Below are 14,218 nucleotides of genomic sequence, written 5' to 3' on the forward strand. Positions count from 1 at the left end.
GGTTTCCCTCCCCATTCGATCTCTATCTATAGGCCGGTCATCGCGGCGAAACGCCGGTTCAGCCATTCTGCAGCTTCCCGCATGAGCAGCATCCCCAGCTGGTCGACATGACGGCTGCTCCATGCTTCGAATTCGGTTCCCCTCACCCATTGATTGAACGCCCCGAGCGCGGGACCGCAGAAAATTTGATAGTCCGTCCGCCAGTCCGGATCGCCCTTGAGCGCCTTGTCCGCGCATTCGTCCAAATACCATTTGAAGACGAGCGCCATCCTCGCCTTCGGGTCGCGCTCCGCCCTTGCGGTCTCCTCCCGCGTCGCCGACGCTGTCGCGGCCTCGAAAGCTTCACTGAAGCTTCGCTTCAAATATTTCGCCTGTATCGCCTCTCGCGTCTTCTCGTCGATCGACTCGAGCGATTCATGTTTCTCGTAGAGCTTGGCCAGCTTGTCCGCCCGGTACGGGAAAAACGTGCCGCGTCCGGCAACCTGCACCTTCGCGCCGTTCTCGAAGCCCGAAGCCGACGGGGCGTAAGCCATGTCTTGTACTTGCGCGCGCGTCAGCAGCTCCTTGACTTCGCCGCTTGCGGCCGCTTCCGCCGTGCACTGGTTAATCGAACCCGTCGCGATGAAATCCGCGCCGAGCATGAATGCGGCCGCGGCCGCTTCGGGCGTGCCGATGCCGCCCCCCGCCCCGACGCGTATCCGCTTGGCGTAACCGTATCGTCGCGACAGCTCGTCCCTCAGCCGAGCGATCGCGGGCAGCAGCACGGCCGTCGCGCCTTGGTCCGTATGACCGCCGGAATCCGACAATGCGATCACGTCGTCCGCGACGGGCAGACTCCGCAGCCCTTCCGCTTCGCCGGGCGCGATAAGCCCTTCGCGCAGCAGCTCCTGTATGATCACCCCGGGCGCCGGACTCATGAACGCTTCGGCGACCTCGGGTCTTGTGACCTTGGCGATGATCTTGTGCTTCTGCGTCCAACGTCCATTCTCATCCCGAAGCAACCCCTTCGCCTTGTACCAGACCAAGGCGCGGGTGACGGTCAAGAACGAAGACGCTTCGACCACGCTTACCCCGCGCTTCGCGTACAATCGGACGAGCGCCTCCTCCGCCGCGAAATCGCCGGGCTGGTGGAGCAAATTAAAGCCGTATGGCTCGCCTTCCCCAAGCCGGGATTGAATATCCGCGATCGCTTGGTCGACCTCGCTTAAACCAAGTCCACCGGCGCCGAAAATGCCGAGTATGCCTGCGCGGCCGCATTTGACGACAAACGAGGCGGAGGAGATGCCTTTGTACATGGCGCCTGCCATATAGGCGTACTTCAACCGGTAGTCCGCTTTGAAGGCCGGATCCCCCAGCGATTCCGCCGTAATGAGAGATGAGCGCGCATCGCGTGATCCCGACGTCCGCGCTTGTTCCGCTCTTGCCCGGTCTTCCCGCGCGATGGCGGCGGCCGTTTCCATACGCGCCGTGTATGCCGGGTCGTCCGCTGTTGCAGCAGCATGCGATGGCGGCCGATTCGCGTCGAAATCCTGTCTGATCGCCCTGACCAGCTTCGTCAGCACGTTCCCCGGACCCACCTCTTCCAAGACGGGATCGCCGCCTAATTCCAGCAGATAGCGAACGGAATCCGTCCACCGGACCGGGCTCGTCATCTGATCGCCAAGTCCCGCCTTGATCAGCTCCGTCTCGTACGGCTGCGCCTCCACGTTCGAGATCACGGTTATCGACGGCTCGCGGAACGCCAACGGCTGCATGAACCGCTCGAAGCTCTCCCTCGCTTCCTTCATGTACCGGGAGTGGAAAGGTCCGCTCACATTTAGAGGAATATACATGCCCGCGCCGGCCGACTCGAATAAGGACTGCGCGCGCGCAATATCGCTCTTCGGTCCCGATATGACGGTCTGCGTCGGCGAATTATAATTCGCGACATCGATCCCGCCCAGCTCCCTGTGCGCCAACACGTCGTGCACGCGGTCGAGCGGAAGCCCGATCACGGCGGCCATGGCGCCTTCCGGCGCCTCCGCCATTAAGGCTCCCCGGCGCTGCACGAGCCGCAGTCCCGTGCCGAAGTCGAATGCCCCCGCCGCGAACAAGGCCGAATATTCGCCCAAGCTGTGCCCCGCCGCAAAATCGGGGCGCCGCCCTGCCGTCTCGACCCGGCTTAAATAGGTCAACGCGTTCACGACATACAACGCGGGCTGCGTGTAAGCCGTGTTCGCCAATAGCCCGCGCGGATCGCGCAGGCACAGCTCTTCGATGGAATAACCCAAGATCGCGTCGGCCTCTTCGGTCAGCGCCTTGAAACGTCCGAACAATTCGCCGCCCATCCCTCTGTGCTGCGAGCCTTGCCCGGGAAACAAATAAACGAGCATGTTTCTCTCCCCCTAGCCCTTATTCCGCTGTCCAGCCATCCGATGCCCGAATCAACATTCCCGGTCTAACGAACCATGCTCGCCATCCCGCCACGTCCAATCGGGTTCCAGTAATCGATACAGGTCCGGCGGCTCATGCTCGCAATTGATCGGGAGCACAATCGACATCGCCGCCTCCCGGAACAACCACGAGAAGGCCCGGTATTGCGGGAAGTTCGCGAAACCGCCGACAATCCAGCGGCCGGCCCTCTCCACGCGGTCGATCTCATAGACGGACAGCGGCGTGGTCAGGCCGGTCCGCAAACATTTGGACAGCGACTCCTTCGCCGTCCACAGCAGCGTCGCGGCCTCGCGGAACGGTAGTCCCGCCGCCGTCGCCAATTCAAGCTCGCCGGGCATCAAATAAGATTTCACGAGCTCCGAACGCTCCTCGCTCAGCATCTCCTCGATATCGATCCCCGCCGGGACCATTTCGGGAAAAGCAAGACAAGCCGCCAGCCGGTCGGTATGCGAAATACTCACCTGACGGTTCGCAAGCTCCGGGTGAATCAGAACGGGCTGTTGGAACAAACCCGGTCTGATCAGCATGCGGTCGAGCGGAATAGTCGGCGCGATGCAGCCCGCGGCCAGCTTGGCGGCATGCCTGCCGAGCAGATATGCCGTCTTCCGCTTGTCAGCCTTCAATTGGTCCCAATACAGCCGCTCTTCCGGATGAAGGCTGGCCAGCAAGGGGCCCGCCGCCGGCCAAACCCCAGCCTTCGCCATGCAGATCGCGACGGCATTCTCGTCGCCGAACGAGAACAAGCGGGTATTAAGCGGCTTCTTGTCATTCGATGCGATTGCGTCTCACCTCTTGTCTATGTTTCCGTCCCATAAATCCGCTCTATGATCAGCCGAACAGGTCTATCGATTTAAGCCGATATGCCTCCCTGCCAAGATCTTCATACCATTGAACCAATTATAACGTAACGATAGAAGACCATCTATACAGAAACATGCGGGTCTGGTTATATACGGAAACTAACGTGTCGATATGGCGCAAATTTTCTCTTTTTGGTTATCTCCCATATATTCGCAGTTCGAACGGTTTTTCCTTTTTTCGACAGTAAACAAGCTGCCCGTGCGCCGCAAGGCGAAGCTTCTCGTGTTGCGTCTTGCAAGGAAACGACAAAGAACCGTCTCCGGCCGCGGCCAAAGAACGGTTCTTCCGTCCATCTTCCATCCATCTATTCCTCTGAATTCACGCAAAAAGTCGAACCGGGCCGCGATCGCGGATGCAGGCAACCGGCGAAACAGCGCGTCGCGCCCGCGACAACGATCCGCATATTCCGCCTGCCGCCCGCTTCTTATTCGAACCGCATGCGAATGCTGGCGATTTCCGAACGCGTCCCGATCCGGATCGGCGGCCCCCAGAAGCCGAATCCGCTCGTGACGATGGAATGCAGCTGCTCCTTCTCGACGTAACCCCAATCGTTCTCGTAGATGGCATCGGTGATCAGATTACCGGGGAATACCTGACCGCGGTGCGTATGGCCGGATACCACGAGTCCGATGCCCGCTTGCTGCGCGATATCCAGCTCATATGGCTGATGTTCGAGCAGGATGACGGGCCTCGTCATGTCGACGCCTTTCATTAATTCCGCCAACGGCTTCCGCTCGTGATCGCTGCGATCTTTGCGTCCGATCAGCGTAAGCTGTCCTTCGACGACCGCGGTCTCGTCGTAGAGCACTTGAATACCGCTAGCCTCCAGCGTCCCGATCAGTTCCTCCATCGTGCCGTCGTGCTTGTCGTGATTGCCAAGCGTGGCATAAACGCCGTAAGGCGCCTGCAAACCGGCCAAAATATCGCCGATCTTCTGATCGATGAACGGCCGAATGTCATCGTCGAACAAATCGCCGGGCAGCAAAATGAGATCGGGCTTAAGCGCATTCATCTCGTCCACCAAGCGCTGCGCGTGATCCTTTCCCGACAACAACCCGAAATGCGTATCCGCCGCCATCCCGATATGCAGCTTCTCTAGCGTAGAAGCCCCTTTCTCCATCTGGACATCGTACGTCCGCACGACGGGGCTGTAAGCGTTGAACGAACCGTAAGCCAGGAACGCCAGCAAGAGCGTCAGCGTAATGAAACCGGCCCATACTTGCGTCCCCCGTCTTGGCAGCCGGGTCAGCCGCAGCGCGATGACGGTCAGATGCGCGAGCGGCACGAGCAGCAGCAGCAAATAGAATACCGCCATCCAGTAGGCGCCGATAATTCCCAATATGCGCGCTTCCGAGATTCGTCCCACGATAAGCGAGCTCGCGGCAAGCGCGACGACGGCGCCGTACAACAGCTTGAATCTGCGGCTAGACGCGCCGGGACGCATCCAACGGAAGCCGCGCCAGCCAATATAATAGACCAGCCCGCCATACGACAGCAGGGCGATGAGTCCGATGACGATAAACATGCGCAATTCTCCTCGCGTTCGAATTTGGTTCGATACCTTCCATTTTACACAAACAAAAGGCCCGGAACACGGGCAGGCTCTGACGGTTATGTGAATAGCATGCCGATCGGCGGACAACAGCGGACAAGCCTCGGATGCGCAAAAAAAAGGCCGCTGCTGCCAGCGGCCGTTTCCACTTCGTTATTATCCGATCTTCACCAACTGCTTGCCGACGTTCTCGCCTTTGAACAAGCCGAGGAACGCCTTCGGCACGTTCTCGAAGCCCTCGACGATCGTCTCCTCGTACTTCAGTTGTCCCGCGGCCAGCCATTGCGCCAAGGCTGACGCGCCTTCCTGCATCCGGTCGGCGTAATCGCTCAGCACGAACCCTTTCATCAGCGATCTCGTCTTGATCAGCTTCGTCTGCACGCGCGGACCCGTATCGCCGTCCGTGACGTTGTAGGACGAAATCGCCCCGCAGACCGGGATGCGCGCGTAATCGTTCAGCAGCGTCATGACCGCGTCCGAGATCGCGCCTCCAACGTTGTCGAAGTAGACGTCCACGCCGCTTGGACATGCTTCCGCGAGCGCGGCCCGCATATCGGGTACCGTCTTGTAGTTAATGGCCGCGTCGAATCCGAGTTTGTCCGTGAGCAGCGCCGTCTTCTCGTCCGTGCCCGCGATGCCGACGACGCGCGCGCCGCGGATCTTCGCGATCTGGCCGACCATCATGCCGACCGCGCCGGCTGCTCCGGATACGACGACCGTCTCTCCGGCCTTCGGCTGTCCGATATCGAGCAAGCCGAAGTAAGCCGTAAGCCCCGTCAGGCCAAGCACGGACAAATACGCCGACAGCGGCGCGACGGTGCCGTCGATCCGGCGCACGGCCGAAGCATCGACGACGTTGTAAGTCTGCCAGCCGAGCATGCCGAGCACGTGGTCGCCAGGCTTCAACCCTTCCGCCTTGGAGGCGACGACTTCGCCGACCACGCCGCCGACGATGACCTCGTTCAAGCCGTACGGCTCGATATAGGATTTGGCATCGCTCATCCGGCCCCGCATGTAAGGATCAATCGACAAATAGATAGAACGGACGACGACTTGTCCTTCCCCCGGCTCGGCGACCGGTATCTCGCGGTACGCGAAGTTCGCGTCCGTCGGCAAGCCGACCGGGCGGCTCGCCAGCACGATTTGTTTGCTCGTCAATTGTTGCGTCATGTGTATGCAGCTCCTCATGTTGTTTAGAAAGTTATAACGGTCAGCTATAGGCTGTCCAGGAAGCCCGGCAGGAAAGTCTCGAACGTGTCCTCCCGCAAATAAGAGTATTTGTTCTGTCCGCTTCGGCTGAGGCGGATCAAGTCCGCTTCGTATAAAATTTTGAGATGATACGACACGTTGGACTTGTCCATGCCCATCATGTCGCCCAGCTCGCCGCACGTCGTATCGCGTTCATGACGGCGAAGGAAGCGGATCATCTCGATGCGCTTGGTTTCCGCCAACGCCTTGAATACTTTTACCCGTCTCTCATCGTCTTCTCTCGATAGTTTGATTGTCATTGAACTATCATACTCTTGGCATTGCCCTCCGTCAAATCCCCACTCTATTTATATCTAATTATAACCACTTATAACTAAACACTACTAAAAGTTGTAGGGATATGTTACCATGATGGACATATTCTTACGGGAGGCGTTATCCGAATGCGAATCAAATGGCTTGCTTCGCTTGCGGCCGTGTTGGCCCTGACATCCCTATTGGCGCAGGCCGTACCGGCCAATGCCGCGAAAACGAAGAAAACCGAGCTGCTCGTCTCGGCGGCGGCCAGTCTGAAGGACAGTCTCGGCGATATCGAGAAGCAGTACGAGAAGACGCACGCGAATATCGACCTGACCTTCAACTTCGGCTCCTCGGGTACTCTGCAGAAGCAGATCGAGCAAGGCGCGCCGGCCGACCTGTTCTTCTCGGCCGGGCAGAAACAGATGGACGCGCTGAAGAAGGAGGAGCTGGTCGATACCAGCGCGACGATCCTCCGCAACTCGCTCGTCATGATCGTCTCCTCGGATTCCGACCTCGCGTTCACGACCGTGAAGGAACTGACCGCCAAGTCGATCAAGAAAGTGGCGATCGGCCAGCCGGAATCGGTGCCCGCCGGCCAATACGCGAAGGAGACGTTGACGGCCCGCAAGACATGGGATGCGCTGCAAGACAAACTGGTATATGCCAAAGACGTGCGCCAAGTGCTAAACTATGTGGAGACCGGCAACGCGGACGCCGGCTTCGTCTACCGGACCGACGCGTTGACGTCGAGGAAGGCGCGCATCGCGATCAACGTCGACGCCCGCGCGCACGCGCCGATCGTCTATCCGGCCGGCATCGTGAAGGCGACGGAGCACCCCGCGGAAGCGAAAGCGTTCTTCGCGTATCTGAAAACGAAGGAAGCCGCTGCCGTCTTCGCGAAATATGGATTCATAACGGACTAATTTCTACATAGACGGGACTGAAACGGCTTGGACTGGAACACCTTCTTCGAACCGATCGCGCTGTCGATCCAAATCTCGATCGCGGCGAGCATCGCGGTCTTCTTCATCGCGCTGGCCGCCTCTTGGCGGATGGCTCGCGCCCGCTTCGCCGGCAAAAGCCTCGTGGAGACGCTGCTCCTGCTGCCGCTCGTGCTGCCGCCGACGGTCGTCGGACTGATCCTGCTCGTCCTGCTCGGCCGGCGAAGCTGGATCGGCCAAGCGTACGAAGCGCTGTTCGGGGGCCCGATCATCTTCACGTGGGGAGCGGCCGCGATCGCGGCCGTCGTCGTCGCCTTCCCGCTCGCGTACCGGGCGATGAAGACCGGCTTCGAGAGCGTCGACGGCGACCTCGAGGATTCGGCCCGGGCGATGGGCGCGACCGAATGGCAGGTGTTCCGCTACATCTCGGTCCCGCTCGCCGGCCGCGCCTTGACGTCGGCGTACATCCTCGGCTTCTGCCGAGGGCTCGGCGAATTCGGCGCCACGCTCATGATCGCCGGCAACATCCCCGGCAAGACGCAGACGATTCCGACCGCGATCTACGTGGCGGCGGACGGAGGCGGCATGACGATGGCCTGGGCATGGTCCGGTGCGATACTGCTGCTGTCTTTCCTTATGCTGCTGCTCTCGAACCGGGTCGTTCGGGAGCCCGACTAAACCAAAGGGCGAGCCCCGCCGATCGGCGAAGCTCACCCTTTGTCGTTCATTGGCGTCCATATTCATCGCACATGCTCCATCCATGCGCCGACGTGCCGCCGATCTCCGATCGCCGCGGCGACGCAATGGTACCGCCCTCCGAGGGCGACTGATTCGGTCGCGACCCGCCGCTTCCCATTGCTCATGCATATTCCGACATCGGGTCGGCAGCCGCCCCGCCTGCGATATCCGCGATCGCGCGATATAGGTTCGGCGGAAACTCCGCCAGTCGGTGGCACAGATACAAATACCACTCCTCGCCGTAGATCGCATAGACGCGGACCGGATAACCCGATGCCTTCAACTTCCCGGCCAGATCGGGACGAATGCCATACAGCAGCTCGAATTCGAGCCTATGGCGTGCCCAACCGCGCGAGACGATCGCCTCAATGAGCGCTTCGTCATGCGTGGCGACCGATACGCGCCGTCCTTGGGCAAGCGCGGACTCGACAAGCGACAGGTACCGTTCATTCAGAGCCGCCGAGCGGCCGATCGCCGCTTCCCGCGGTTCTTCATAGGCGCCCTTGACGAGGCGCACGGGTCCGCCAATCCCTGCAAGGCCCGCCAAATCGCCTGGCGTCCGGTTCAAGTATGCCTGGAGCGTAATCCCGATGCCCGGCTCCTCCGCGGCCGCTCGCTTGTAGACAGCCAGAATACGATCCGTCTTGGCGGATTCCTCCATGCTGACGAACGGCTCGATGCCCGTCTCGCGGGCTTGCCTGGATAACCGCAGCAGCTGCGCGAACGCCAACTCGTCGTCCACGGCCAAGCCGATATGCGACAGATCGAACGAGGCGCGCGCGGCCGCGCCGAGCTCGCCCAGCTCCGCGATTAGCGCCGCCATCTCTTCCGCGGCCGCCATGCACGCCTCGGCATCCGTCGTGTTCTCGCCGATATATTCGAGCGAGATCGCGTATTCTTGAGCCAGCAGCCTTCGGCCGGCTTCAATGCCGTCCTTGCGCGATGCGCCGGCGACGTAACGCGCGGCCGCGCGGCTCAGAAGCCCGTTCAGCGCGGGCGTTCGCTCGACATGCGCCTTCAGATCCTGCCTTCTGGCGATCCGCTTCAACGCTTCCGTCGCTTGACGTTCCCAATCTACGGTTTGATTCATGGCAACCACTCCTTTGCTTCTATACCGTTCAAGGTACAGGAAGAAAGGATCGCCGTATTGTACAAAATTGCGCGTTAACGGGATACCGCGTATTTCCCCGGCGTGGCGCCGACGATCCGGGCGAATGCCCGGGAGAAATGGCTCTGGTCGTAAAAGCCCGTCTCGGCCGCGATATCCGCGATCGGACGGCGTTTCGCCAGCTCCGCCTTGGCGTGATTAATCCGCAGCAAGTTCTGGTAGGCGTGCGGCGGCAGATGACACTCCCGCTTGAATAGCCGAATGAGGTGAAAGCGGCTGATGCCCGTGGCTCCCTCTAGCTGTTCCAGCGTGACCCGGTCCATGTAATGCGTCTGCAAATAGTCCCTCACCCGCTCCGCGTGCTTACGCTCCCCGAGCGGACGCCGCGCATGTCCGCGGTCGCCTCGGCCGTAACCGGACAACGTCTGAACCAGTCCGATCAACGCCGTCTCCGCCTCGAGAGGAGTACCCTTGCCGGATATGGCGTCCATCGCGTCCCGAATCAGCGCCGCGCATGCCGCGTTCTTCCCGTCTCCGGGCAAGTACGGCATATCGAGCCGGTCCGCCTCGCCGCCCTCCGATAGCATCATCCACTCCGGACGGATGAACAGCATGCTATAGGTCCAATCCGCATCCGATTCGGGCTGGCAGGCATGCAGCATAAGCGGCGGAAAACTGATGACGCGCCCCTTCTCGACCTGATGCACGGCCCCGTCGCACCAGGCTCGAGTTCGGCCCGAGTCGATCAAGCCGACCGAATACTCCTCGTGAAAATGCTTCCGGTAAGCCAAATCGCCGCGCGTGCAGCGCTTGCCTTCGAGGAAAGGCAGCGCCTCGTCGCGGTAAAATGCAACCTCCGCCATGCGAAAGCCCCCTTCGCCGTATGTTGAAACGCCCCGCGCCTAGGCGGGCAGCTCCTTCGAATCTTTTCGTCCCGACCGCCTCGATTTCCTGCCGGCCCGATTACTCCGGCTGCTTATACCGATCCAGCGCCTGCTGGTGAATGTCGATCGCCCGGCCGATATTTAGCGCGCGCAGCTCCAGAGCGAACGAATCGAACCTCTCCAGCGGCTCGATGCCGAGGATGATTTTCAGCGAGAAATCGTCCACGAGCGTGGATGCCTCCTGCATGATCGCCGCCAGTTCGGCGCTCTCCTTCTCCGTCTTCGGCGTCGCGGGGAGGGTATGCTCCGACGCATCCGTGCGCGCCCACACCCGGATCGCCTCCTGCTGCTCCGGCATCGCGTAATATTGTTCCATGTAGCGGACGTCCTGCACGAACGGGCCGAAATAACTCGCCCGCGTGTACAACGCCAGCGCCTGGGAAGGCGCCAATCCATCGGGATTGCGCAGAATGAGATCCGTGTAGGTCGGGTAGCCGTCCTTCATCTCGTACGTCAGTCCCTCCGTGCCGAAATTGAACAGCATATGTCCCTCCGGTCCGTAGCCGTAATCGAGCAGGCGCACGGCCGCTTCGGCATTCTTGCTCGACGCGGCGATCGCGACGCCGCCGCTCGCGCCGACGGAAGGCGCGCGCTGGCCGAACTTCGGCTTCTCCCCTTTGCGCAGCACCGGATACGGCGCCGCGACCAGCTTCGCGTTCGGATCCTGCTGACGCAGCCCTGGCAACCAAGTGCCGATGCCCGCCCCCGCGTTCCAGATGCTCGCCCCGCTGCGGCCCGTCTGCATGCTCACGTCTTGCGTAACAGAATCGACGGCCGCGAAATTCCGGTCGATCAGCCCTTCGGCATACCAGTCGCGGAAGAGAGCGAGGAAGTCCTTGTACCCCTGCCCCAGCGGCCCGTATTTCACGCGGTCATCGTCGACGTAGAATCCTTTCTTCACGCCGAACGCGCCGACGAAGCCGCCGTTCTCGATGCCGTTCAGCGGATTCGGCATGCCGAGGAAGGTCAGCGGCGCGTCCGCGCCCTTACGCGCCTTGAATGCCTGGAGCGCCTCGTGCCATTCGTCGATCGTCTGCGGCACCGGAAGCCCCAGCTCGTCGAGCCAGTCTTTACGGATAATCGGTCCTTGGTAGGTGCGAAGCCGCTCGTCTCGCTGCACGAACGGGAACGCGTAATAGCTCCCGTCCGCCGTCCGGATCTGCTTGTCGATGTCGGGGTGCTCGGCCAGATAGCGGCGCAAATTCGGGGCGTAGCGTTCGATCAGGTCGTTCAGGCGCAAAATATGCCCGTCCCGGATCGCCTTCTCCGGTCCGCCGGGGTAGTTGATCCACTCGTGTTCGATCATGTCCGGCAGCTGGCCCGAGGCGAGCAGCACGTTGATCGCTTCCTTCGACTGGTTGCCGGGCGGCCGGAGGAACGCGATCTTGACGCCGGTCTGCTTCTGCCACTCCAGAAAGAACGGCACGTCCCGAAAGTCGGACCGGATGCCGGCCGCGTTGCCGTTCATCTCTGCCCAATACGTCAGAGGCGCGCCTCCCTCGCCGCCCGCTTCGGCCGCATGATCGCCGCCTTCCGCGTCGGCCCCCGGACCGGATGCCGTTCCGCCGGCGCACGATGCCAGCAGCAACAATGACAGAATTGCCGCCGCCAGCGACAACGCGAATGCGTTCCTCCAACTTCTCCCCCGCATAGCCGATCGGCTCCTCCCTAGTAAATCTCCTTGTATTTGCCCGGCGTGACGCCCTCGTATTTTTTGAACACCCGGATGAACGTCGCGGCGTCGTTGTAGCCCACCATGCGCGAAATTTCCGTGATCGACTCCCTCTTGACGCGGATCATCGCCTTCGCCTGGGCGATCCGGGTTTTGTGAATGTAATCGAGCAGTCCTTCGCCGGTCTGGTTCTTGAACAGCCGCGACAGGTAACTGCCCTTCAAATCGAACGCGTCGCCGATGCCGTTCACGTTCAAATTCGCGTCCGTGTAATGATCCTCGATATAGCGGGCGACCTGAGCGGTCAGGTCGCGCAGCGAATCGTCCCGCTCCTGCGACACGTTGGCGGCGCGCTTCGCCTCCGCGAAAGCGCATACATCTTGCAGCAGCGCTTGGAGCTCCGTGCGCATCTCCTGGATCGTATCGCAGACGAGAATCCGATCCATCCGGAGCGGATCGTCCGCCAGCGGGCCGCCGCCCGACTCGCCCAGCTCGTTGACCGCCTTGACCATCGTGCCGACGAGATTGAACATGAGACAGCGCGCCAGCGTCAGCGGCATGCGCGGCTGATCGAAGTTGCGGCTCGTAATCTCGTCCATGTACGCGGAAGCCTGGCACCGGTCGCCGACCTTGATGAAGTTGATCAGCTGCTGCTCGACCGCGAGCGGATAATAATACCCCGTCTGTCCGCCGCCGGCCGGACTGATGTGGATGTCCTCGTACGCGATAATGCCTTTCTTGCCAAGCACCATCTTGTACTCCATCGCGTCCACCGCTTCCCGGTAAGCGTCCGCAATGCCCGGCAGCGCCGCGTGCACGCCGCTTAGCGAGATCGTCATCTCCATCTCATACCGCCGCAGAAAGCTCTGCGCCTCGGCCGCGATGCTCCTGAGATCCACGCCGGCATCGCCCGCGTCCGGACGGAGATTAACGAGACAGACCATCATATCGTCCGCTTCCGCCATATAGCCGGCATGGCCATGCCGACCGGCCAGCTCCTCGACGACGTTGGCGATAATGAACGGAATAAGCCTTCTCCGCTCGCTCGCGTCAATGCCCGGCAGCTTCGCGTCCAGCTCCGCCTCGTTCTCGAGCATGAACAACAGGACGGCGTAATCGTCGGACAGCATCGTCATGCGGAAGGAGCGGAACGCTTCCTCGTAGGGCACGGGCGTGTCTATCCGACCCTTGAGGAGCCGGTTGATCATGTTCGAACGCAGCGCGTGCTGATGCTTCAGCAGCTGGCTGGCGATCTCGTCCTTCTCGCTTCGGGCGCGCAGGATCGCGCGATGAATCATCCGCAGCTCGTTGGCGTCCTCCCGCTCCGGCGCTGCGCTCCGCCCGCCGAGCAGTCGGATCAGCTCCTGGATCGGCGAATAATTGCGGCGCATGAAAAACCAGGTCAGGACGCCCGCCCCGATAACGCTGATCAGCATGCTGACATACGTGAACCGGCGGACATATTCGGCTTTCTTCCAATAAAGTCCGGCCGGCAGAATGAGCGCGTATTTCAAATCCGACACGTCCGATTCGATGGTGAACAGCTCGGAATCCCCCGTACGCGAGGAAGCGAGCTTAACGCGACTACCATCCATGAACAGGGCCAGCTCAGGCGCGTCCGGACGACTCTGGAGCAGGATGTTGTCGTCTTCGTTCAGAATGAGCAAGAGCCCGCCGCTGAAACCGGAGATGCTCTCGATCCCGCCCAGGAATCTAGCCGCGTCGGCCATGACGACGACCGTCCCGGTCCCTCGTCCGCTCAGATCGTTCGGCAGGGTGGCAATGTAAGCGATCGAGGATTGCGACGGTTTCGCGTACAGATGAGGCAGAACGGCGAATCGGCTGCCGCCCCGCTGTCCGACCGCCTGCGACCACTGCTCGAACGTCATCGCCCCCGTGTCGTGCACCGTTCGGAAGGCCGTCTTCATATCCCGTATGTTGCCCGGCCGCAGAACGGAAGCGCCTTCATTCCACACCACGTAAAATTCGTCGATCGTCGCGTACGACGTCTTGTAGAAGCGCAGCGCCTTGGCGACCTCGTAGGCGCCGAACGGCGTTTCCTTCGCCGGCATGTTCGTGTACATGAGCTGGCGCAGCTTCTCGTTCCACGTCATCTCCATGCTTAGCCGCTTCATCAGATCGACCTGGTTGTCGATCGTATAGCGCATCTGCTTGAGAAGCGAATCGTTGGCGCGGTGAATCTCGCTCTTGAGAGCACCGCTCGCCTGCCCGTAAATGACGAGGCTGATGAGGATCGGGACGAAGAGCACCGCGCTGTACGAAAGCAGCCACGCGACGATGATGCTTTTGCGTTTGTGCCATAACGATCGGATTGTCGGCAAGCGCTTATCCCCCCGGTTGCAAAATGGTGGTTACGGTCATTCCGCGCAAGGATCGCCGGTCGGAACGTCGGACATCCGCCTGCGCTAGAGACCTTCATTATACCGGGTTATGTCCCGC

At 61.1% G+C, this 14,218-nt stretch carries 11 protein-coding genes; 2 read left to right on the top strand and 9 right to left on the bottom strand.

What is annotated here, in order from left to right:
• Positions 1–26: 26 nt before the first annotated feature.
• The 5 genes from fabD to BCM02_RS08450 form a co-directional block, all read right to left on the bottom strand.
• A complete protein-coding gene (gene fabD / locus BCM02_RS08430; RefSeq protein WP_148928601.1) occupies positions 27–2,372 on the bottom strand; it encodes an ACP S-malonyltransferase in 2,346 nt (781 codons plus the stop codon).
• 51 nt (positions 2,373–2,423) lie between these two features.
• Entirely contained in the window at positions 2,424–3,176 is a 753-nt protein-coding gene (locus tag BCM02_RS08435) for a 4'-phosphopantetheinyl transferase family protein (RefSeq protein ID WP_148928602.1), read from the bottom strand.
• Positions 3,177–3,718: 542 nt separating this feature from the next.
• On the bottom strand, positions 3,719–4,819 hold the full coding sequence (locus BCM02_RS08440) for a metallophosphoesterase (RefSeq protein ID WP_148928603.1): 1,101 nt from the start codon (positions 4,817–4,819) through the stop codon (positions 3,719–3,721).
• Between the two features lie 183 nt (positions 4,820–5,002).
• Positions 5,003–6,016, bottom strand: coding sequence for an NADP-dependent oxidoreductase (locus tag BCM02_RS08445; RefSeq protein WP_148928604.1), 1,014 nt, complete (start codon positions 6,014–6,016; stop codon positions 5,003–5,005).
• Between the two features lie 44 nt (positions 6,017–6,060).
• Positions 6,061–6,354: an ArsR/SmtB family transcription factor gene (locus BCM02_RS08450; protein WP_148928605.1), complete on the bottom strand. Its 294-nt coding sequence runs from the start codon at positions 6,352–6,354 to the stop codon at positions 6,061–6,063.
• Between the two features lie 138 nt (positions 6,355–6,492).
• Between BCM02_RS08450 and modA the strand changes: the two genes are divergently transcribed.
• Positions 6,493–7,278 carry a molybdate ABC transporter substrate-binding protein gene (gene modA, locus BCM02_RS08455; RefSeq protein ID WP_425466161.1) on the top strand — a complete coding sequence of 262 codons (786 nt, stop codon included), beginning with the start codon at positions 6,493–6,495 and terminating at the stop codon, positions 7,276–7,278.
• A gap of 27 nt (positions 7,279–7,305) precedes the next feature.
• Positions 7,306–7,974 carry a molybdate ABC transporter permease subunit gene (gene modB / locus BCM02_RS08460; RefSeq protein ID WP_148928606.1) on the top strand — a complete coding sequence of 223 codons (669 nt, stop codon included), beginning with the start codon at positions 7,306–7,308 and terminating at the stop codon, positions 7,972–7,974.
• 181 nt (positions 7,975–8,155) lie between these two features.
• On the opposite strand, the gene BCM02_RS08465 is transcribed toward modB, so the two are convergent.
• The 4 genes from BCM02_RS08465 to BCM02_RS08480 form a co-directional block, all read right to left on the bottom strand.
• Complete coding sequence (locus BCM02_RS08465; RefSeq protein ID WP_148928607.1) at positions 8,156–9,124, bottom strand: proline dehydrogenase family protein; 969 nt, start codon at positions 9,122–9,124, stop codon at positions 8,156–8,158.
• Positions 9,125–9,198: 74 nt separating this feature from the next.
• Positions 9,199–10,005 (bottom strand): AraC family transcriptional regulator, encoded by an 807-nt coding sequence (locus tag BCM02_RS08470; RefSeq protein WP_148928608.1) that lies wholly within the window; start codon positions 10,003–10,005, stop codon positions 9,199–9,201.
• 100 nt (positions 10,006–10,105) lie between these two features.
• Complete coding sequence (locus tag BCM02_RS08475) at positions 10,106–11,737, bottom strand: extracellular solute-binding protein (protein ID WP_148928609.1); 1,632 nt, start codon at positions 11,735–11,737, stop codon at positions 10,106–10,108.
• A 17-nt stretch (positions 11,738–11,754) separates the two neighbouring features.
• Positions 11,755–14,100: a helix-turn-helix domain-containing protein gene (locus BCM02_RS08480; RefSeq protein ID WP_148928610.1), complete on the bottom strand. Its 2,346-nt coding sequence runs from the start codon at positions 14,098–14,100 to the stop codon at positions 11,755–11,757.
• Between the last annotated feature and the right edge of the window lie 118 nt (positions 14,101–14,218).

Source organism: Paenibacillus methanolicus, assembly GCF_008124765.1.
Classification (GTDB): Bacteria; Bacillota; Bacilli; order Paenibacillales; family Paenibacillaceae; genus Paenibacillus_Z; species Paenibacillus_Z methanolicus.